General features: G+C 68.0%; 13 protein-coding genes. 4 read left to right on the forward strand and 9 right to left on the reverse strand.

The window, feature by feature from the left end; translation table 11 throughout:
• Nucleotides 1-221: 221 nt before the first annotated feature.
• The 3 genes from TR33_RS17720 to TR33_RS17730 are packed head-to-tail and all read left to right on the forward strand — an operon-like array spanning nucleotide 222 to nucleotide 4,269.
• On the forward strand, nucleotides 222-1,058 hold the full coding sequence (locus TR33_RS17720) for a TIR domain-containing protein (protein ID WP_017535647.1): 837 nt from the start codon (nucleotides 222-224) through the stop codon (nucleotides 1,056-1,058).
• Nucleotides 1,055-3,091, forward strand: a complete 2,037-nt coding sequence (locus TR33_RS17725) for a hypothetical protein (RefSeq protein ID WP_234305876.1) — start codon at nucleotides 1,055-1,057, stop codon at nucleotides 3,089-3,091. Before TR33_RS17720 ends, TR33_RS17725 begins: the two co-directional genes overlap by 4 nt.
• 14 nt (nucleotides 3,092-3,105) lie before the next feature.
• Nucleotides 3,106-4,269, forward strand: coding sequence for a hypothetical protein (locus TR33_RS17730; protein ID WP_042284229.1), 1,164 nt, complete (start codon nucleotides 3,106-3,108; stop codon nucleotides 4,267-4,269).
• 44 nt (nucleotides 4,270-4,313) lie between these two features.
• Here TR33_RS17730 and TR33_RS17735 read toward each other — a convergent pair whose 3' ends face one another.
• The 3 genes from TR33_RS17735 to TR33_RS17745 form a co-directional block, all read right to left on the reverse strand.
• A complete protein-coding gene (locus TR33_RS17735; RefSeq protein WP_017535650.1) occupies nucleotides 4,314-5,579 on the reverse strand; it encodes a helix-turn-helix domain-containing protein in 1,266 nt (421 codons plus the stop codon).
• Between the two features lie 146 nt (nucleotides 5,580-5,725).
• Nucleotides 5,726-6,967 carry an MFS transporter gene (locus TR33_RS17740; RefSeq protein ID WP_234305877.1) on the reverse strand — a complete coding sequence of 414 codons (1,242 nt, stop codon included), beginning with the start codon at nucleotides 6,965-6,967 and terminating at the stop codon, nucleotides 5,726-5,728.
• A 130-nt stretch (nucleotides 6,968-7,097) separates the two neighbouring features.
• Nucleotides 7,098-7,703, reverse strand: coding sequence for a TetR/AcrR family transcriptional regulator (locus TR33_RS17745; RefSeq protein WP_017535652.1), 606 nt, complete (start codon nucleotides 7,701-7,703; stop codon nucleotides 7,098-7,100).
• A 686-nt stretch (nucleotides 7,704-8,389) separates the two neighbouring features.
• On the opposite strand from TR33_RS17745, the gene TR33_RS17750 reads away from it, so the two are divergent.
• Complete coding sequence (locus tag TR33_RS17750) at nucleotides 8,390-9,535, forward strand: DNRLRE domain-containing protein (protein WP_042284233.1); 1,146 nt, start codon at nucleotides 8,390-8,392, stop codon at nucleotides 9,533-9,535.
• A 423-nt stretch (nucleotides 9,536-9,958) separates the two neighbouring features.
• On the opposite strand, the gene TR33_RS17755 is transcribed toward TR33_RS17750, so the two are convergent.
• From TR33_RS17755 to TR33_RS17780, 6 genes are all read right to left on the reverse strand, one after another.
• Complete coding sequence (locus TR33_RS17755; protein ID WP_042284270.1) at nucleotides 9,959-11,365, reverse strand: GH1 family beta-glucosidase; 1,407 nt, start codon at nucleotides 11,363-11,365, stop codon at nucleotides 9,959-9,961.
• 530 nt (nucleotides 11,366-11,895) lie between these two features.
• Nucleotides 11,896-13,995, reverse strand: coding sequence for a DUF262 and DUF1524 domain-containing protein (locus TR33_RS17760; RefSeq protein WP_042284236.1), 2,100 nt, complete (start codon nucleotides 13,993-13,995; stop codon nucleotides 11,896-11,898).
• Between the two features lie 576 nt (nucleotides 13,996-14,571).
• Complete coding sequence (locus tag TR33_RS17765) at nucleotides 14,572-17,085, reverse strand: DUF262 domain-containing protein (protein WP_042284238.1); 2,514 nt, start codon at nucleotides 17,083-17,085, stop codon at nucleotides 14,572-14,574.
• Between the two features lie 38 nt (nucleotides 17,086-17,123).
• Entirely contained in the window at nucleotides 17,124-19,262 is a 2,139-nt protein-coding gene (locus TR33_RS17770; protein ID WP_042284241.1) for a UvrD-helicase domain-containing protein, read from the reverse strand.
• A 222-nt stretch (nucleotides 19,263-19,484) separates the two neighbouring features.
• A complete protein-coding gene (locus TR33_RS17775; protein WP_052358184.1) occupies nucleotides 19,485-21,137 on the reverse strand; it encodes a DUF6119 family protein in 1,653 nt (550 codons plus the stop codon).
• Nucleotides 21,138-21,271: 134 nt separating this feature from the next.
• Nucleotides 21,272-21,862 carry a hypothetical protein gene (locus tag TR33_RS17780; protein ID WP_042284242.1) on the reverse strand — a complete coding sequence of 197 codons (591 nt, stop codon included), beginning with the start codon at nucleotides 21,860-21,862 and terminating at the stop codon, nucleotides 21,272-21,274.
• Between the last annotated feature and the right edge of the window lie 237 nt (nucleotides 21,863-22,099).

The following is a 22,099-nucleotide window of genomic DNA, read 5'->3' on the forward strand; positions in this document are numbered from 1 at the left end:
TGTTCCGAACGGGGGCACAACTTTTCCGGTGGCCGAATGTGGCCGTTCACGGGTGAAACCGAGCTCCCCGGAAGGATTTTTCGCGGGGTTTCCCGTTTCCCACCGGACGGGCCTCGGGAAAACGGGTCCCTGGGCCTTTTCCGGCCGCCGAAGGCACTCCAGGATCGGTCACCGGGGTACGCGGCCCGCGTGCCCCGGTGACCGATCGGAAGGGGTTCTCCATGCCGGGATGTTTCATCAACTACAGGACGGGCGACGGCGAGCACGTGGCCACGCTGATCGACCGCGAGCTCGGCCGGCGTTTCGGGCCGGACGAGGCGTTCCGCGCGAGCCGCTCGATCGAGGCCGGACAGGACTATGTACGGACCCTCGACGCGGCCGTACGCCGTTGCGACGTCCTCATCGCGATCATCGGACCGGCCTGGCTGGACAGCCCGCACCGCTCCGACGGGGTGGGTCGGGCCCTCGACGACCCCGACGACTGGACCCGACGTGAGATCGCCACCGCCCTGTCCCTGGGCACCCCGGTGATCCCCGTCCTGTTCGACGACGCCCCTCGACTGCGCGAGGCGGATCTGCCCGAGGACATGCGGGGCCTGGCCCGGTGCCAGTACCGCCGGTTCCACCACCGCTCGGTCGACAGCGATCTGGAAGAGGTCATCGAGGCGGTGGAGGTGGTCGTGCCCCGGCTCGGCGAGATCGGCGAACGGCCCGCTGAGGAGGGGTCCGTTTCCTCTCCGATCGCGGAGGTGGCCAACACCATGCGCGACGTGAGCGGTGGAACGGTCGCCCAGGCCCGCGAGTTCCAGGGCGTCAACGAGATCAGCGGGACGACCCGCGACGTGGTTTTCGGCAACTCCGGGGCGGTGAACACCGGCTCCGGAACCCAGTACAACGGTTCCACCGTGCACAACGGAACCGGCGATCAGTACAACGGCTCCACCGTGCACAACCGAAGCGGCGACCAGTACAACGGCTCCACCGTGCACCACGGCACCGGTGACCAGATCGGGGTCCAGAACCTCCACGCCCCGCGTCACCGTGGGGAGGCCGGGTGAAACCGGTGGAGACGCCCCCCACGAGGATCATCTCGGGCAACGACGGTGCGGTGAACACCGGCGAGGGGTCTCAGTACAACGATGCCTCCGTGCACCACGGCACCGGCGACATCAATCACCACCACTACTTCTCCGGCTCCGCCGAGGCCGCCAGGTTCGCCATGGACGACCGAGGGCGACTGCGGCGCCCCCGCACCGTGGTCGCCTCGCAACGCCTGGAGGAATTGCGCGCCCACTACGTGGCCCCGCCCGGATACGACGAGGAGAAGCGTCGAAGGGAGCTGGAGGAGCACGGGGTCCTGGTCCTGACCGGACCTCCCGGCGTGGGCAAACGGACCTGCGCCCAGTTGACCCTCGTGCCGAAGGGGAGCGAAGGCCTCGTCGACCTGCGCGAGGTCCAGGTGGAGGTCGATCCGCGTCCCACCCTCGACGCCGGAGAGATCCAAGAAGGCGAACGGCTCATGGTGGAGCTGACCGGGCTCACCTGCTCGGTCTCCGAACTACGGACGAGCCTGGTCTCCCTCGCCTCCCAGGCGCAGAACGTGAAGGCGCGGCTGATCCTCCTCGCGGAGGAGGAGGATGTCCGCGACCTCCCCGACGAGCTGCGGGAACGGTCGGTCACCCTGCGCCGTCCCCACGGCACGAAGGTCCTGTACCGGCACCTGGTCCGATACGGGTTGTTGCCCGATCACCGGCACGAGAGCACCGTTCTTCCCCTGGAGCTCCCCCTGCTCCCCGGACCGGTGGTGGAGTGGCTCGGCCGGGCCTCGATGTCGGAGATCGAAGGTCTGGCGCGTCGCGCCGGAGAGGACCACCAGAGCGAGGGCGGGAGAGTCGGCCTCGGGGAGCGGCTCGAACGGGCGCTCGGGCAAGGTCATCCGGCCGCGGACAAGGCCGTGGCCGAGGCCGAGGGGCGGGGCCGCGCGATCCTGCTGGCCGCCGCCTTCCTCGAAGGAGCCGAGCTCGACCGCCACTCCGCCGCCGTCGAACGCCTCCTGCCGATCGTCCGTACCCCCGAGAACGAGACCCCTCCGCTGGAGAGGGCGGGTTTCACCGAGGAGATCGCCCGTGTGGGGGTCACCCTGGACGAGGAACGCCGGATCGGGTTCTCCTCGCCGGGCTACGGTCGTGCCGTCCGCGAGGCCTTCTGGGACTCCTATCCGCACCTCCAGGGCGAGTTCGCCGCGTGGATCGACACCTGCCTGGACGACTCGGGGCTGTCCCCGGTCGACCGGGACGCCGTCGCCGAACGCTGGGCGGGCCAGGCGTTGCGCGCCCAACGGCTGGAGGAGCTCTTCGAACGCGTCTACAAGTGGTCCTTCGAACACGGTCCGCAGGCGGCGCTGTTGCTCTCCTCGGTCCTGGAGGACACCCGGCACGGAGGGGCCGCGCGGCAGCAGATCTACAGGTGGGCGCGGACCGAGGCCCTTCCGGGCGCCACGGCCTACGTCCTGGTCGCGGTCTGTTCGGAGGTCCTGGTCACCACCCACCCCGATCAGGCCCTGGTCCGGTTGCACCACCTGGCGGGCAACAAGGACCCCGACGCCGCGGCGGCCGCCCGTTCGGCGCTGCTCCGGTTGGCCGAGGACCCCTTCCTGTACCGACGGCTGCTGCGCCGGGTGAGCAACAAACTGGCCGGCCCCGACCGGAGGAACAGGCCGATCGACGGGGACCTGTTCGAGGATCTGACCACACCCGCCAGACTCGTCGACGGTCCTCGACCGCAGGCGAGGAGACCCGACGTCGGAGCGTGGACCCGCGCGGGGCTTCCCGTCGTGCTCTTCCGTGATGCCGCGGCGGCCTCCCGCTACTGCGAGCGGCTCCTGGAACATCCCGGAGCCCTGGCCGACATCCTCGCCCGGTGGCTGGTCACGGCGGCGATGGACTCAGGACGGCTCTCCTCCCTCTACGCGGCGGCCCTGCGCTGGGCCTCCGGCGGCGAGTCCGGTTCCCGCCGTTCCCGGGCCGACGCGCTCCTGCGACACATCGACGCGGCACAAGGGCTCGATCTGTCCCCCCGACCCCTCGCATGAAAGGAACCCCCCTCGTGAGCCCCAAAGCGCGCAACCGCCTCCTGATCATGGTGGTGGCGGCCGTGGTCGTCCCCCTCGCCGTCCACCCGCTGGCCGGGCCATGGACGTGGGTGTGGGCGCCGCTGCTGCTCATGCTCCTCGCCCTGGTGCTGCTGATGACCGCCATCGGCGGAGAGGACCCCCGCCTGACCTCGACGGCCATGACGATGGGACCCCCGCCCGTACCCGACCGCCCGGACGAACGGCGGGAGACCCGGTCGATCCGGGTACGCGATACACGAATGGCGAGCCTGACCGAGGACTACGAGTTCGTGTTCTCCGCCGACGTGCGATGGCGATGGGTCGGTGAGCCCGACGAGAGGCTGCGCAACCCGGAACGGGCCGCGGCGAACGTGATCGTGACGAAGGCCCAGGCCGAGGTGGGACGCTACCGGGCCGACGAGGTGGACATGGCCCTGCACTCCCTGGCCGCGAGGTTGGGCGAGGCGGCGTCGGTCTACAACGGCCTCTTGGAGGTGTGGGCGGACGACGTGACGCTCGGCCTCATGGAGGAGGACGCCGAACGGCTCAGGCGGATCGCCGACATGCGCAAGGAGAACAACCGGTGGGAGATGGAGCGTTTCGTCGAACGGACCAAACGCACCTACTTCGCCGAGGACGTCTTCTCCACGCCGGGCAACGCGGTCATCTGGGACCTGGTGCGCAACGACGCCGACGTCGAGACCACGATGAGGAGGGTGGGTTCGCTCGCCCACCTGTCCGAGGCGGGCAAGGGCAAGGACCTGGACGACCTGCGTGAACGGCTGCGCGGATGGGACCCCGATCTGGCCTCGGCCCTGGAGGGGATCGGAGCGGAGGAGGGCTCGGGCCTCAGGACGGAGGGGGACAGGGGCCCCGGAGGTTGGTACGTCGAGGAGGAGATCCCGGGGACCACCGTCGTCCGTGAGGACCCGGAAGAGACCCTCGTCGATCTGATCTCCTCCATCGAGGACGATGACAAGCGCACCATGACCGCCGACCGGATCACCCGTGTCCTGGAACAGAGCCCCCTGGCCCCCATGGCGCCTCGGCTGCGCGAGAGGTTCGGTCTGCCCGGCGCCGCCGGGAACGAAGAGCGGTCCGAACCTCGCGAGGACGACGACCCTCCGGAGGAGGCGGGGTCCGTTCCTCCGTTCTAGACGAGGACCGCGCCCGCCCATCGACGATGGGCGGGCGTCCCCTTTCAGGGGCGGTGCAGGGCGGCCACGAGCCGAGGGCCCAGGTCGCGCACCGCCCCGTGCCCGTGATAGCGGGTCAACGCCTGGGACAGCCGGCGGAGATCGGCCGTGACCGTGGCCGAACCGGAGGCCGCCACACCGTCCAGCAGCTCTCCGGTCAGGGCGCACGCGTGGTCGACCTCCCCGGCCAGGGCGTGGGCCAGGGCCCGACGTACCCCGAACCTGGTCCGTGCCCGCACCGCCGACCCCGGCAGCCGGGCCACCTCCTCGTCCAGGACCCGCGCGCCCTCCTCGAAACGGCCCAGGTCCACCAGGCACCACCCCCGGGCCACCCCCACGGGGTCGGCCACGTGGGAGGAGCCGAGGACATGGGGAGAGGGCGTTCCCTTCGGTACCGGCAACAGTTCGCGGGCGCGTTCGAGGGCACGTTCGGACGACACGAGGTCGCCCACGAGAGCGTGCCCTTGGGCCTCACGTTTGGCGGCCAACCCCAGGACCCTCGCCGAGGCCCCCGGTTCGGAGCGCACCCGCTCGGCGAGTCCGATCGTCCGGGCCCCGTCGTGGGCGTACATCGCGACCAGAGCCCGGCGCACGTGCACATACGCGCACATCTCACGATCGCCGGCGGTCGCCGCCATCGTCGCCGCGGTGTCGGTCCACCACAACGCCGCCGAGTCGTCGCCCGCCTCCTGCGCCATCCAACCCGCGTACTCGGCGAACCGGGCGGCCAGGCCCAGGGCCTCCTCCGCCGAACGTCCGTTCGTCCCGGCCGCCAGTTGGCGCAACGCGTTGGCCTGAGCCACCGCCAAAGGAAGGACGACCCGGGGCGCGGCCCGCTGCCCGAGGGCGCGAAGCGCCGCGAACTGCTCGCGGAACCAGACCAGGGTCTCGGGGGAGGCGGGAGAGACGGGGGAGGGCCCGGCCGCCGCCGTCACCAACGACGCGGCCCCCGCGGACAACACGGTACGACGGTCCATCCCACTGAATTCGGTACTGCCATCGGCTTCCATGCGAAGGATCCACACCTCCTGGCTGTGGGAGGGCACCTTCGGCTCGGGGTCGCCGGACGGGGTCCGGGAAGGGGCCAGCGCGCGTAGCGCTCCGCCCGCGTCGAGCGCGTTGTCACAGATGACGGCGGTCTCGGAGGTCGGTGGTTTGGCCCCTGTCTCCAGTTTGCTCAGGTACCCCTTGCTGTAGTGGGTGACCCCGGACAGATCGGCCAGGGACATCCGGGCCTCCTGCCGTCGTCGGCGGAGCTCGGCACCGAACATTCTCGTCGCCTTCCTAGGGGAGGGGGAGTGGTTGTCCGGTGCCCGCGCGGGGGGAAACGGACGACGCTGGGGGTGCCCGAGAGGCGGAGCGGGGAAACGGGCCGATGGTCCCTCGAACGGCGAACGTCCCCGCCCCGCCGAAGCGATCAACGGCCGACGAGTTCGCCTTCGACCGGAGCGCTCTCGGTCTCCTCACGCCGGGTTCCGTTGCGCAGGTAGGGGTCGGCGAGCGCCGGGAGGATGGCCAGGACGGCCAGTAGCGCCAGCCCGATACCGAGGACGATGGGCGCGCGAAGGCCGTAGTGCGGGATCAGCGCCGATCCGAAGGCCGAACCGACGATGACACCGAGCGTGATGAACGAGCTGTGGACCGTGTTGACCAGCGGTGTGGTGCTTCCCGCCCGCTGGACACGGACCGCCATCGCCGGGTTCATGGTCACTCCGACCAGGCCGATACCGAGCATGAAGGCCAGGGCCAGCGGAGGAAGGTCGGTGAAGAGGGCGAACCCGGTGAGGAAGAGGACGTTGAGTCCGGTGCCGATCACCAGGGTGGAGATGGTGTGCCGGTCGGCCAGCCGGCCCACGACCGTGTTGCCGATGAGGGTGGCGGCGCCGTAGGCCAGCAACAGGAGCGGCACCGTGCCCTCGGAGAAACCGGTGACCCGGGTGAGGATCGGCGTGAAGAAGCTGAAGACCGAGAAGGTCGCGCCGATGATCAGGGTGCTGGAGACGATCGCGAGCAGGAAACGCGGTCGGCGCAGTACGGCGAGTTCCTCGGCGACCGAGGCGGTGGGCCGGGCGGCGGTGCCCTCGGGGGCGGGGGTCTTGACGAAGGCGAGGGTCAGGATCGCCGCCACCACCGTGATCAGGGAGATCGTCCAGAAGGCGGACTGCCAGCCGAAGCGGCCGCCGATGAACGTCGCGAAGGGTAGACCGAGCAGGGTGCCGAGCATCAGGCCGTTCATGGCGACCCCCACCGCGCGGCCGCGCATGCGCTCGTCCACGAGTCGGGCGCACAGGGACAGGGAGAGACCGAAGAAGGCCTGGGAGGCCATGCCCCCGATGACGCGGGCGATGACCATGACGGGGTAGGTGGTGGCGAGCGCGGCGAGGACGTTGCCGGCGAGGAAGACGCCGAAGATCACCATGAGGGCGCTCTTCGGTGGAAGCCGGAGGAGGACGAGGGTCATGATCGGGCCGCCGACGGACATCGCCACGGCGAAGACGGTGACGAGGTAACCGATCTGTTCGATGCCGGTGCCCAGGGTCTCGGCGAGTTGGGGCATGAGTCCGGCGACGGCGAACTCGCTGGTCACCATGGCGAAGATGCCGGCGGCGAGGACGTAGACCGCGGTGGGCACGCGCCCTGTGGTCGGTGTGGTGGTCACTTGGGGTTCCCCAGTTCTGGAATGATCGGTTCAAAATCGAGCGACGGAGGCGCGCGAAGTGGGCACCCTGGTTCTGGAATGGAATGGCCAGAACGAGGGTGAGATGTGGGACGAGTGGTCGAAGTGGAGGTCAGGCGGGGCGCAGGCCGCGGATCGTGGTGTGGACGATCTCCCGCAGGGCTTCGGGAGAGGCCCCGCCCTGGGAGGAGATCCGGAGTCCGGCGATCGCCGCGTTGAGGTAGGCCGCCAGTCCCTCGGGGGAGGAGGCGGTGGTGACCTCTCCGGTGGCCTGCCCCGTGCGCAGGACGTCGGCGAACAGGCTCAGGCGCGTCTCGGTGTCCTGGCGAACGCTCCGCACACTGGCCGCGCGGTCCGGATCGTCGGCCAGTTCCGCGACGGTGTTGACCGCCAGGCAGCCTTTCGGGTCACCGTTCTCGGCGCGGTCGGCCTCCTCCTCGGCCATCATCGTGAGCAGGGACTCGATCCGTTCGAGCGGGCCCCGTGAGGGGTCGCCCAACATCTCGGCGGTGCGTGCGCCGGTGGTGGAGAGGTAGCCCTCCAGGCACGCGGCGAACAGTCCGTCCTTACTGCCGAAGGTGTTGTAGAGGCTGCTGCGTCCGAGGCCGGTGGCTCGACAGAGGTCCTCGGCGCTCGTGGAGTGGAAGCCGTGCCGCCAGAACTGTCGCGTCGCGGAGCGTACGACTTCCGCCTGGTCGAAGGCTCGTGGTCTCGCCATGGGCGTCACCCTACACGGTTCTGGAACGAATCGTCCATAACCGGGTCGGGGTGGTGTCCTTCGAGGGCGTTCCTCGTGTCGGCCTGTCGGGGCTCGTCCGGGTCATGGTCGAAACGGGCGCGTGTGTCCACCGGTGGATCCCGTCTCGTTCTTCGATTCCCCTTCGGTGCTTATCGCGGGTGGGGGTCGCGTGCTCGAACCCCTTCTCGCGGGGATGGGGTTTCCTTCTTCTCGGAATGGGGGGTCGGTGGGGAATGGGGGTGTCTCATTCGATGGCTTTTGTCGGTTATGGGGAGATTTCCCTTGTTTCATGGTCGGGGTGGGGGTGAGGTGGGTCGGCGTTCGAGTGAGAGGGGGGCTCGTGTGCCGGATCGACTCGAGAGCCGCCGCTGTGCGGGCGGTTCGGTCGGAGCTCGAGGGGGAGGGTTTTCGGCCGGATGGGAATCCTTATTTGGCGATCGCCGAATGAAATTCGCTCATGTGTTCGATCTTTCACGGCGTCTCCGAGGCCTTGATGGGCCCGGGTTTCTGTTGATGCTCATCGTGTTTTTTGGTCGGTGTTTATGTCGCCATCGTTTGTCGTCCGCTGGGGGAATTTGATAACTTCTTTGCAGTTGGAAGGGGGCGGAAGAGCCCCACCCGAATTCTTTTTCGGTCATAGCTTGAATGTGTAGGCACCATCCGTAATGCGTCGTTCCCTGACCCGCGCGACGGCGGTTCTGTCGGCCTGCTCCCTGCTTCTCTCGCTGGGGGCGACCGCCCCCGCCACGGCGACCGAACAGCCATCCACCCTCGATGACGTCACGGCGGCCTCGAAGAACCGGGCCGTCGACACGACGAGGACCTCTCTCCACCACGGAGAGGCTCGGAGATCCGATGACCTTGACGTCGCCCACGCGGCCGACACGTCGGTCTCGGAGGGCACCGGGACCGGCCGGACCGAGGTCGAGAGTTCCTCCTGGACCTACGTGGACCGCGCCTTTCCCGACCGCTCCTACGAGGACGCCGAGATCTCCAGTGTGGGTATGGGGTACCTCGAATGGGACCGCTCCTACACACGCAGGGTCCTCTTCCGCTTCCCGGTCGACCCCGACCTCGGAGCGGTGGCGGACTCGGTCGTGCTCCGCGCCGAGGTGGTGTGGTCCTACGACTGCGCGGGCGCCTCTTCCATGGAGCTGCACCGGGTCGACCCCTTCGACACCGGGGTCACCTGGAACGACCAGCCCGAGGCCCGCACCCTGCTCGACACCCGGACTCTCCAGGGCGGGCGGAAGGCCTGTTCCGTGGACGGTGGCGTCGAGTTCGACGTGACCGGGGCCTATCGCCGGGCGGCGGAGGCGGGGGAGGACCACCTCCATCTTCGACTCGGCGAACGCGACGAGGAACGGAGCGAGGCATGGCGCCGCTTCGACGTCGAGGAGGCCGCGCCGACACTCTTGGTCGACCATGACGTGCCTCGAGGCCCTGCCACTGACAGGACGCGAGACGAGGCGGTGGACACCGCACCGGTCGTCCACCAGGCCGCGGCCTCGCACGAGAGCCACTCCACCCCTTCATCCCCCTCGACCGTGCGGTCCCCGGCCCTCTCGGACGTCGTCGTCCTCAGAGGTGGGGGAGTCGACGGCGTTCGTGTCGTGGACGTCGCCGACGAGGGCCGGTCGCACGGTGGGTCCGCTCTCCGGCGGTACGAACGGGTCGGCGGCCCGATCGTTCCGACGGCGGAGCGGGTCCAGGACGAGCCGTCCTCCCCTTGTGCACGAGGCCCCCCGAGACCCGGGCCTCACACAGACCTCTCCCGATCCACGGATCGAGGGAGAACGGTCGACGGATGACGGCATCCCCCCTCTACGACGCGCCCTCCGGTCGGGCGGAGCGACGTGTCGATGGCGGCCCGAGGCGAGAACGGGCCGACCGACCCCGAGCCCCCAGGGTGGGAAGGGCTCGGAGGCGGTCGAGGAGGCCGTACCGTCACCGCGCGCCGGTCGCAGGGCGCAGTGACCGCACGCGGAGACGGCACGTTTCCACGCCGGTACGAGGGACGCGCGTCCCGAAGCCGGACACACCCGCGACGGAGCCCGGTGGGGGCTCCACCGCGGGAGGCCGTAGCGGTTCGGAACCACCTGTGCGCACGGGCACCGCACAGGAGGGTTCCGGACCGCCGTCGGCGCGTCCGCGCGAAGGGCCGCCGGTCCTCGGTTCGGCGTCCCCGCGTCGAGCGTGCGCGCTCTTCGTCCGACCGGGATCGCGGCCGGGGGTCAGCCGATCGAGGCGCGGCGCCGCTTGTGCTCCCGGATCAGGTCCCGGTACCAGTGGTAGCTGTCCTTGGGGGTGCGTGTCAGCGTGTCGTAGTCCACGGAGACGATGCCGAAGCGGCGCTCGTAGCCATAGGCCCACTCGAAGTTGTCGAGCAACGACCAGACGAAGTAGCCGCGCACGTCGACCCCGGCCGCGATGGCATCCGCGAGGGCGGAGAGGTGGTCCCGGAGGTAGGCGATGCGGTCCGTGTCGTGCACGACCCCATCGGGGCCGGGCTCGTCCGGTTCGGCGGAGCCGTTCTCCGTGATGTGGATCGGAGGCAGTTCCGGGTATCGGCGGCGCAGGTCCACGAGCAGGTCGGTGAAGGAGGAGGGGACCACCGGCCAACCCATGGTGGTGTGCCGCACCCCTTCGATCGGCACCTCCTCCACCCCGATGTCCACGGCGGTGCGGTCGGGCCCCTCGGGGACCGGAGCGTCGCGGAGCCGAATGGGCCGGTAGAAGTTCAGACCCAGGAAGTCCAAGGGTTGGGCGATGACCGACAGGTCTCCGGGCTCGCGGTAGCCGCCGTCGGCCATCGGACCCCAGGTCGCCTCCTCGTTGTCGGGGTAGACGCCGCGCAACAGGGGGTCCAGCCACACGCGGTTGTGCAGGGTCTCGGCGCGGTCGACCGCCGCGGCGTCCTCGGGGGAGTCGGTCGCGGGCAGTAGCCGGTCGGGGTTGAGGGTGATGCCGACCTCGGCTTCGCGTCCGTGTTCGGCGGCGGAGGCCCGCAGTTCCCTCGCCGCGAGCCCGTGGGCCAGCAACAGGTGCTGGGCCACGGCCAGGGCGGGTGTGCCCTCACGGGTCCCGGGGGCGTGACGTCCCACGGCGTGGCCGACGAACGCGGTGCAGTGGGGCTCGTTGAGCGTGATCCAGCGCTCGACGCGGTCGCCGAGGTGGTCGGCGACCACGCGCGCGTAGGCGGCGAAGTGGTGCGCGGTCTCGCGGACCCTCCAACCGCCGCCGTCCTCCAGGGCCTGGGGCAGGTCCCAGTGGTAGAGCGTGGCCACCGGTTCGATGCCCGCCTCCCGCAGGGCGTCGACGACTCTGTCGTAGAACGCCAGGCCTTCGGGGTTGACCTCGCCGGCGCCGTCGGGGATGACGCGAGGCCAGGCGATGGAGAAGCGGTAGGTGTCCACGCCCAGCTCCTTGAGCAGGGCGACGTCCTCCTCGTACCGGTGGTAGTGGTCGCAGGCGACGTCGCCGCTCTCGCCTCGGGCCACTTTTCCGGGGGTGCGGGAGTAGGTGTCCCAGATGGAGGGCCCTCGTCCGCCCTCTCGGGCGGCACCCTCGATCTGGTAGGCGGCCGTGGCCGTGCCGAAGAGGAAGTCCGGGGGGAACCGGGGCGGTGACTGGTCGGTCATGATGCCTTCCGTTCGCGTCGGGTTCGGCCGGTCCACCGTCATGGAAGCGCTCCCAAAAATGTTCGCACTGCGCCTTCGCCCAGTTCGGGTCACCTCGGGTCGCCTTCTCTTCCTCGAGCCCGAACCGTCCGCCGGTACTGGTCCGTGCTCGGACACGAGCGATTTCGAGGTCCGACCGATCCGGTGAGTATAGGGACGGCGGACGCGGGATGTCACGAGGGGGAGCCCGGCCTTCCGAGCCGTCGAACGCTCCAAGGCCCCCTCCATCGTGGACCGGATCCGCGCCGGGGTGCGTTACGGTGCCTTCCCAGCGGGTACCCGATCCACGCCGAGCGCGTATGGACCGAGCGGTTCCAGGTCGGACGTGATTCGATCCGGGAGGCGATCCGGATCCTGGAGTATACGGGTGGCCTGGACGTCCGGGCCGGTGTGGGGCGGGCCCGGAAGAGTGAGCTAAGGGCCCACACCGCGGTGGCCGGCGAGTACGGACCCCAGGCTTCGTCGTAGCCGGGTGCCGGTCCTAAGTCAGATTACTCGGCGGTTCGGAACTCGTAGGCCTGTCGCACCAACCCCAGGACCTGGCTCAGGTCGGTGTCCTCGGTCAGGTCGATCTGGACGCTGCCGTTCCCCCATTTGCCCTTGCCGGTCACATCGACGGCCAACCCCCGGGCATCGTGCAGCATCTCGAAGGGCATGTTCAGGGTCAGCCTCAGACGCTTGGACTGGGGGACCACGTCGACGAAGTTGGTCTCGGTCTTGTAAGCGACGTAGTTCTTCAGGAACGTCTCACTGACGGCTTCGTCGAGAGCGAGGACCTCACCCCTGAACCTCTCGAAGAGGGTGCGGGGGACGGGGCGTGACAGGTGCGGGTGGTCGTCGATCGTGTAGGCCGATTCAGGTCGGGGCTCGGACTGTTGGAAATCCGCAGGCAGAACCGGGCGCGGCCAGATCTCCAGGGCCTGGGCCGCCAATGTCTCGGCCCGATGAACGATCGCTTCTTCGTTCCAGACCTCCAAGGTCCCCAACCCCTGGTTCAGACGGAGTGGACTCTCCCGGAACCCGCCCTTCACGTCCCGTTTCCTGGTGAACGGGAGGTCTCCATACTCGGAGTTGTAGCCGGTCAGAGTCAGGTTGCCGAGGGTGTGCAGGCGCCGCGCACGGACATCGACCCAGTCCGGGCCGAGTTCCTCACGCCATCGCTGTGAGAGGTTCTCGTTCTGCGGAAGGATGTGCTCGATCGTGTACTCCTCGATCGATACCCGTTCCTTGCGTCCGAAGTTCTCCAGCTTCCGCAGCAGGTGCGACCTGCGCTGAAACTTGTACATGTTGTCGTTGATCAGGGAATCGGTGAACTCCTGGTCGGTGGGGAACGACCGGTAGCTCGTCAGCCCCGCTAGGTGTGCCTGCACGCTCTCGACGTATCGGGACTTGTCGATCGACTTCGTGAAGGTGCTGAACGTCCTGTTGAGGGAGTTGGTCGGAACACGGCACACGGCTCGGCGGAAGATGTAGGACGTGACCATACCGACGATGGAGAGCAGGTCATCGCGGTCCAACGTCCCGTTCCTGTAGTCGGCGTAAAGCTCCAACAGCAGGGGGTAGACCACATCCGCCTTGATCTCGCGCAGGTCCTGGAATGCCTCAGCGAGTTCCTTGTCCTCCTCGTGGTCCAAGGCGACCGCGCAGTACCACGACGCGTAGGAGCGCATCTCCTTGACCAGTGATTCGGTCGTCTCTCCGCGCCCGCGACGGACGTTCGAGTAGTCCTTGAACGCCCCGTACACGTCTCCGAAGCGGGGGATCTCCCCGGTCACGACCGTCAGGTAGTGCCGTACGAAGTCATCGAACTGCTTCTCATAGGCGGCCTGGGCGAAGTCCGTCTCCATGGGACGCCAGTAGTTGTCGTACAGCACCTTCTGCGTCCTGGGCTCTTGTCCCATGAGCACGTAGTTGCGGATGAGGTCCGCCTGGGTCAGTTGCCGGCCGGTCGAGTTCATCGACTCGAAGATCAGTTGAGGGTTGTCGTGGGCGCGGTCCAGCCGGATGTCGACCACTACCAGCTTCGCAAGCCCTCGGCAGACCACGGCCAGGTCCTTGCCGGGCTTGGCGAGCCGCTCCCGGAACCGCTCGAAGTTCTGCCGCACTCTCTCCGAGGAATCGGACGGAGGCTCGGTTCGGCCGACGATGGCTTTCAGCGTCGCCTCGTCCTTCGCGCTGAGCAGGAGTCGGAAGTACTCGTCGCTTCCTTCCTCTTCCTCACTGTTAACCAGGTACCTGTGGCGCAACTTCTTAGGTGAGAACTCCTTCCACGGTTCGCGTTCCCCCTCGGGTAGCTCATCCAGCACGGCGGCCAGTGCTGCGATCAGCAGGGTCACCGTCGTCAGGCGCTGCTGGCCATCGATGACCAGGTTGGGCTCTTCCGCGGTCAGGTTGGACAGCCCGTTCTCCACGTGCACGATCGACCCGGTGAAGTGGGAGTTCAATTCCGGATCACGTCCGGCCCGCTCGATGTCATCCATGAGCTGATCGCACTCGTCCTCCGTCCAGGAGTAGGCGCGCTGGTAGATCGGAATCACGAACCGACTGCCCTTCGCGAGCAGTTTGAGCAGCTGGGTCTCAGAGGCCTTCACGGTGTGGGGGTGTCCTTCTGATCTGATGGGGGATGCGTGTCCTCACCCTGCCACGGCTTCGCCTTGGCCGTGAAGCCGATCTCTTCAGATGCTTTCTCCGAGAGGTGGCGCGGCGGGTGCTTCGAACGGAAGGTATGGAAACGCCTGAGGGCCCTGATCCAGCGGATCAGGGCCCTCAGGCTCTGGATGAGTGACGGGACTTGAATGCTGGTGGGGGGAATGGTTTGACCTGCGAAAACACGAGAATTCGCAGGTGGTGGGGGAGGTGGTCCCTCGGCTACACCGTGTCGCCTCACCTCCTACTGGGGAGCGTGCACCCTCTGGGTGGACGCCGGCCACGCCCATGGTGCACCTTTGGAGGTGCACCACCACGACCACTGAGCCGGTTCGGTTTCACAACGGGACAAGCCGGTCACGTCGCACTCGCTTGGTCTTCACTGCTGCGCCGGCATCTTCCGGGTGATGCAATCGCCGGTGAAGCGGGCATATCAGGTGGGTGTGGATCAACTTCATATGCGGACCGCGGCTTGCTGTTCTTCGCTCGACGCAGTGGAGCCTTGGAAGCGTCCCCTGCTGTTACCTGCGGTTGGTCTGCCAGGTTTGGCATACTTCGTGGAACCAGGCCAGTACTTTGTGAAGCTCGCTCCCGCCGCTCCCCAGAAGAGACTCCAGCGGAAAACTGGGCCGTCGGCTGATCGCGTCCTCCGACAGGTCGATACGAGACACGCTGTTCAGGCGCTTGAGCAGCTCACGACGCATCTCCTCGTTGTCGAACGGAGGACGCCGGGCCAGGTGCTGGAACACCACTTCGGCGACACCGGATACCGGATAGAAGACCAGGGCCCAGCGCTCCTCCTTGGAGGTCTCCCGGCCCCACATGGTCAGGGAGCAGCTGGTCTCCTGTCCGTCGCCCCAGGAGAGGAAGCCCCCCAGCCCCTCCCACTCGCGTAGGAGGAACTCCACCTGCTGTGCGACCAGGGGGGAACGGTGCTCGTTGAGCAGGGTGAGGAACCGTTCCCGGCGGCTCTGGCTCGGATCCACGTCCAACCCGAAGAGCTGTGCCAGTTCCTCGGAGGAGAGGCGTTGCCCCGGCAGCGGCCGTCCGTCCGGGTGGAAACCGAGCCCTTCCTTCATGAGTTTGTGCTGCGACAGATGGGTTCCGATCGTCGACTCCCCCTTGCTGTTGAACACCCGGTGAGCGTTGGGGATGCCCGGGTGGTCGCGGAGGAAGGAGGAGACGGCGATGGGCGCGGTCCCGGCCACCTGAGCGATGGCCTGGCAGGTGGTCCACCGGCCTGCCGGGATCATGGCGGTGACCTGGCTGATGGGTTCGGTGCTGAACAGGGTCTCCTCGGTCATGGAGACCGACCGACGGGGTGATGGCCACACCCTTATGGCACGCTCGGCCAGGCGGAGGCTCCGTTCCTCGATCTCCGGCCTTCCCCAGCTCTCGGCATCGGCGATCTCCTGGTTCATGCGCAGAGTGCTGGCCGCGTAGATCTGCTGCTTGCGTTCGACCATGTGGTTCGACAGCGCGGTGCCGTCCGGCACCACCACGAGATTGCCCAGGGTGTGGCAGAGCCGCTCTTGGAGTTCCTTCCCGGTCTCATCGCGATCCGTCTGGCTCGCCAGTAGACCATCCCAGGAAGGAGTGAGCCTGCCCGGCATGACATGCTCAATGGTCATCTTCACCCGCGGGAACGCGGCCTGCCCCGGCGGTGCGTAGGTCTCTTCGAGCCGACGCATGATGTACAGGCGCTGGTGGCTGCGTCCGGTCCAGTAGAAGCTTCCCGTCATGATGATGTCGGTGACCTCGTCGTCGGAAGGCCATCGGAGCCGCGGATTCGACAGGTAGCGGTGGACGAACTCGTCCACCGGCTCGCCCGGGACCAGCTTCGCCGGCGCCCTGAGAAAAGCGACGTTGAGCCCTTGCGCGTGGATGCGGACGAGCATGCGCCGGACCAGATAGCTCTCGATGTGGCCCAGGGCGCGCTCCACCTGTTCGGTGGAGGCGTGACCCTCATCGCGCAGCACCATGAGCTTCAGTGCCAACGGCCGGTAGATGGTGTTGCCCCACTCGGCGAGCCGTGTCAGAGCGGTGCGCAGCCCGGGGTCGTCCTCGTGCTCCGGTTCCACGATGCGTAGGAGCAGCCCGCCCAGGTGCCGCAGTTCCTCCAGCTCTTCCCGGACGGCCTGCTCCCCACCGGTTCTGGCGACCTTTTCCAGGCGCTGCTGCTGCGTGCGGTAGACCTCCCGCTGCTTGGCCTTCTCGTCGCCGCGCAGAACCAGGTCCAGCCAGGCCAGCACCTCCAGGTTCTCCGGTCCCAGCTCCGCCTGCATGGGTAGCCAGACCTCGTCGTACACCTCCTGGCCTGTCTCCGGGAGCAGCATGAAGATGTAGTTGCGCAGCAGGTCGGTCTGGCTGAGGCTCTTGCCGGTGTTGTTCAGCGATTCGAAGATGCGGAAGACGTTGTCGCTCCGGTCCGCCTGGATCTCGACCAGGCTCAGACCGCGTCCGATGGTCGCTTCGAGCGCCAGTAGTTCTTCCTCCGAGTAGGAGCGGATCCTGCCGGCGAAGTAGTTGTAGGAGTAACCGATCCGGTCACTGCCGCCGGCCTCGGCTCCGCCGTCGATGATCGCCCGGAAGGCCGCCAGGTCGGATTGGGTGGGCAGGACCCGGTAACGGTCCAGGCGCTTCTTGTACTGGTTGACGAGGTAGGTGTTGTGGATCCGGTCGGATTCACCGGGCTCCTCGGACTCGCCGGACTCCACGGCACGGAGCCGATCACGGATCGCCGCGAAGGCGATGGTGAGGGTGGTGAGCCGTTGCTGTCCGTCGATCAGCAGCCAACGAGTCAGGTCGCTGGCCGCCATGGTCGCGGGAGCGAGGACCACCGACCCCAGGAAGTGTCCGGTCCCTGCGGCCCAGGGCGATTCTGAACCCTCCCCCTCGGCCATTTGTTCGGTGATGTCGCTCCAGATCTGCTGGAGCTCCTTCTTGCTCCACGAGTAAGGACGTTGGTACAAGGGCACCCGGAACTGCTTGGTCCCCTCGACCATCTTCTGGAATGTCGTTTCGTAAGCCTTCATGTCTCGGCAATCTGTGACGGTGCGGTCAGAGCAAGGGGTTACTTCGGCAGGAATGGGCTGGGTTCATCGGAGTACGAGACGTACAGGGCGTCCCGGGCCCGAGTGCAGGCGACGAAGAGCAGGTTGCGTTCCCGCTGCAGATCATGGGCGTGCGCGACCGGGTCCTCGGAGATATCGGTGATCTGAGACTGCAGGGGCAGGTGCTCCCTGCCTGCGGCGAACACCGCTACACACCGGAACTCCAGCCCCTTCATCGAGTGCATGGTGCCCACGCGCACCCCGGAGTCCTGAGCTAGACCGCAGGTGGTGATCCCTTGAGCCTCCAGGGCCTTCCTGGCCTGTCGTACCAGGGCCTCCGTGCGGGCGGTCACCGCGATCGTGTTGGGCTCCACCCCCTCGTCCAGCCACTCCGAGACCACCTGTGCGAGTCCGCTCGTCTCGGCTTCTTCCGTGGAATGGGCGCACACGACCGGCTCACGCCCGTGCAGAGGCGAGGTGTAGTCCGCCAGGTGCGATCGCACTCCGTCGAAGCCCTCCACCGGCGCCGTACCCCGCACGCGCACGGCCCAGGAGAGGGTTTCCTGGGTGCTGCGGTAGCTCACGGTCAGGCGGTGGCTGCGGCCGCGTACGTTGATGCCGACGGCTGCCATGGACACCCGGTGATCGTAGATGCGCTGGTGCGGGTCGCCTGCGATGAACAGGTCGTCCGGCCCCTCGGGAACCAGTGCGCGCACCAGCCGCCACTTGGCCGGATGCAGGTCCTGGGACTCGTCCACCACAACGTGCCGGTAGGGGCGCTCCCCGGTTCGGTCGAGGATGTCGGCGGCCTCCGCGGCCAGCCACGTGAACGTCCACTGCCCGGCCGCGCGCATCTCCTCTGTGGCGGCCAGAACCGCCCTCCAGACCCGGCGCTTTCGGTCCGGGTCCAACCGCAGACCCCGACCGCGTCCACGCCGACGGGCCTTCAGATAGCCGCGTTCGGTGCGCAGGTTCTGCGCGAGGACGACGTGCTCCCACTCCTCCAGGAGGAACCGTCCGGAGACGCCCGCGTCCTCGGCGTGGCGGGTCCACAGGGTGGAGAGCTCGGGCATACGCGGGAAGTGCAGCTTGCCATGCACCTGCCGAGCCACCTGGTGGGCGATCTTGTCCAGGTTGCGCACGTCGACGAGGGAGCGGCGCTGTTCGTCCTGGACGAGCAGCTCCAACTGGCTCCGCAGGGCGGCGTCGAGTGTCGTGGTGAAGGTGGTGAGCAGGATCGGTGGTCCGGGGCTGGGACCGTCCTGACCGTTTACGGGTGGCGGCTCGTTCTCGGGAACGTAACGCTTGGCCAGGTGGTCGACCCGGTGCAGCGCGGTCACTGTTTTCCCGGTGCCCGCACCGCCGGTGACCATGGCCGGTCCCGCGTAGTGGTCCCGCCGCGCGATGCGTTCCTGGTGAGGGTGCAGGAAGGTCCGCCACACGTCGAAGGGGTGCGCCAGCAGGTCCCGGAGTTCTTCGGGGCCCTCCACGAACACGGCCTGGGCCGGCGTGCGGCGGATCGCCGTGACCAGGTCGTCGGGGTCGACGTCCTCCGCCGCGACCTCTTCCACCAGGTCCCGGCTCAGCAGGGACCAGACCTCCTCGGGCGTCATCCCCGACGCCAATGCCGTCAGGGCGTCGTGCTGGGCGCGCGGCATCATTGGGCCGAGCGCGTCGAGATGGCTCTCGTCCGGCAGGAGACGGGCGATGCGGATGATGCCCTCGTCGATGCCGAGCTGGGTGAAGTGCTTGTCGGGCACCTTCTGGAACAGGGTGGTGTCGGAAGCGCCCGCCGCCCGGGTGAGCGCGGAGCTCATGTGGTCGAGCCCGGACTCGTCCCGGAATTCCAGGACCCCCAGGACCTGGTTGACCGAAGGGCGCCGATTCCGGACGTAGCGGTAGGCCTCCTGATGCGGGAGCACGGTGACGAGAACGAAGGCCTCTCCGGAGTCCGGGGCCAGGACGACGCCCCGGTAGCCGAGATTGATCCGCAGGGTCCGCCAGCGGGGATCGCGGAGGTCGGTCGGCTTTTCCAGGTGCCCGCCTGCGTAGTAGGTGGCGGCGAACTTGTCGAGTGCTTCATCGACGGCCTTTTGTAGCTTTTTCTCCAGGTTCGCGTAGGTGCTGAGAAAGTCCTGGGCGATCGCGAGTTGAGGCAAGGGAACCTTTCCGGGACAGGGGGTGGAAGAGGGGGGAGGCGTCCTTGACCGGGTTCGGTGTTTCCAGAATATGGATGATCACGTCACCTGGGGCGTTGATGGAGGCACCGGGTACCGAAAATCGCCACCGCGGCCGGAACCGGCCAATTTGGTCCGTTTCCCGGTGCTCAGGAGGTGTGTGGGTTGTCAGGGAAGCGCTGCCCGACGCCGTGACGGTCGGCGTCACCTGCCGATGGAGACGACTTCGAGCCGCGCCCCCAGGCCCTTGAACACGTTGTCGGTATGAAGCAGGGAGATCTGGGCGAAGGAAAAGAGGGAATCCGGGGTGACCGGTTCTCCGTCCTTGAGGAGGATGCCCAGGACGACCGTCGGCTCTCGGAAATCCCGTGTGGGGTGCCCGGGAGCGATTTCATCGAGCTTTTCGATGAACTTCCGACGCGCCTCGGTGTCGTACTTCAGTGTCTCGACGCACATCCTCGCCTGGGCGAAGAGGTGATTGAGCGGAGCGGTGCCACTCGGCGCCTTCTTGATATGGATGAGCTGGCCGTCGGGTCCGAGTACGTCGCAGACCTCCCAGCCGCCGCCGTTGAGCCGTGCAGTGTACACGTTCTTCTTGTCGAGGAGTACGTAGCCCGCCTGTGTCGCGGCGTGCTTCTTGTTGTAGGGCCCTTCGTCCTCTCCCTTCGGCCAGGGCGGCAGGGTGACACGGCTGGGCCGGGCGAGGAGTTCGGTGACCCGCCGCTTCACGGTCGCCAGGTACTCGGCACCGACCTCGTACCACTTCCCCTGCCAGAGGAAGTAGTGGACGCCGTCCTCGGCGAGTTCGGCGGTGAGCCAGCGCCCGGCGGAGACGTTGCCGCTGATCACCTCTTCGACGTCGGAGTCGGCGAACATCTGGACCTTGCCCTTGCGGAGGGTCTCCAGCCGTTCTCCCGGAGCGCAAGAGGCGACGGGGCCGAGAAGGGCCTGCGCGTCGAGTTCGGAGATGGTCCGCGTGCGCCCGGCGATCCTGACCCGGAAGGTCTCGGCCGAGTCGAACCCCTCACGGCACTCTGATGGCACGGCCAGGCCGATGCGGCCCGGGACCCCGACGCCCAGCATCTCGTCCAGCCGCGCGTCCAGGTGCCGCACCAGATCCGATACCGACTCCAGTGGGCGGACCTGGGTGATGAAGTCGAACTCGGGCAGGGGGTCGTCCCGCTCGCACACCTCCTCGACGGCGAGCAGGTCGTTCATCAGGTCTTCCGGCGTCCGGCCCAGGTGCAGTTTGACCGACCGGTCATTGCCGGTGATGTGCGCACCGGTGGCATCGCCACCGGTGTACGTCAGCGGGATCCCCCGGACCTTTCCGGCGATGTGGCTGACGATCTCGCCGAACTCCTCGATGCCGAAGCCGCGGATGTGCTCCCCGGAGGTCACGGAGTTCTCGTCGCTGCGGCCGCGCGCGTCCATGATCTGACGGCGGACCTTGGTGACACGGTCCTTCTCCAGGCAGCGCACGGCGAAGTGGATGCCGAAGCCGGGATCGATGCGCGCGGGCTCGATCATGAGGTGGCCCATGCCGTGGCCGAGCGCGTAGACGTGCTTCTCCGTGCGGACGATCAGAAGACCGAAGGCGGTGTGGTTCTCCTCGTTCACCGCCAGCCCGGTGAGGTCGGCGAGGGCCTGGCACCAGTCGGCGGGGCCGGGGGCGGTCGTTCCGGTGACCAGCAGGCCCCGCAGAGGGCCCTGGTGGACCGGGCGGGCCTGGAACCCCTCCTGGTTCAGGTAACGGGGGCGGATCAGAGAGCGCAGGTCCGGGTCCCCGTCGTCCGTGAGCCGGTAGAGGGAGGTCCTGCGGGTTGTGGGCGGTTTCTTGTTCTTGGGGTCGGCCATGGCGGTTCGGGTCCTCACAGTGGGGGGCTTCGGCGGATCGGGGCGGCCGACCTCTCCGGGGGAGGGGCCGCCCCATGCGGGGGCCGGTACGACGGAGTGAAGCGGGGTGCCCCGTCACCGGACCGGAACGCGGATCAGGCGACGTCGCCGACGAAGTAGACGGTCTCGCGCACGTAGTCGTCCATCTCCTCCCAGTCGCTGAGCGTCAGCTCGACCTGGAGGTAGGACTCGTCCTCGGGCAGGGCGCAGCCGTAGCCAGCGGTGGCGGTGCGGCCGTCCATGACGGCGGAGGTGAAGCCGCTGCCGGTGTCGTCGGTGTAGACGTCCTCGGCGGTGCGGCCCTCCTCGCCGATCTGGCAGTAGACCGACAGATAGGAGAGGTCGACGGGGCTGCCGGTGCCGTTCTCGAACTGGATGTCGAAGTACACGTACGGGGTGTTCTCCGGCATGTACCACTCGCCGGAGACCCGGCGCTCGAGGTTGGTCAGGAGGACGGTGAGGTCGTCGGCGTAGACGTACTCGGAACCGAACTCCTCCTCGACGCTGGTGGGGGTCTCGTCCTCGGTGGTCTCCTCCTGCGCGGCCTCCTCGACGGTGGCGTCGTCGCTCTGGGTGGGCTCCAGGCCCACGATCTGGCTGTCGTCGGGGGTGCTGGAGCAGGCGGAGAGCAGGGCCATCAGGGTCAGGGACAGGGTGGTGGTGAGGGCGGGCTTGAGAGTGCTCACGGGTCTTCCTCCATGGGGCGGGGACGCGGCCGGGGACAGGTGTTCGCCGCGCGGTCTCGGGAGGCGGGCCGTCGTGCGCCGGCAGGAACCAGCATGCTGCCCGGAACAGGGATTCGACCATATTCTGATTTGGTAAGGGGGGTTGTCAGATAATCAAAGAACAGAATGCGCGCGCGGGGAATCGGTCTCGTGCGCGCGAAGGGCCGGGGAACCCAGCGGTTCCCCGGCCCTGTGGCG

It is taken from the genome of Nocardiopsis alba, assembly GCF_000710955.1.
GTDB classification, from domain to species: Bacteria; Actinomycetota; Actinomycetes; order Streptosporangiales; family Streptosporangiaceae; genus Nocardiopsis; species Nocardiopsis alba.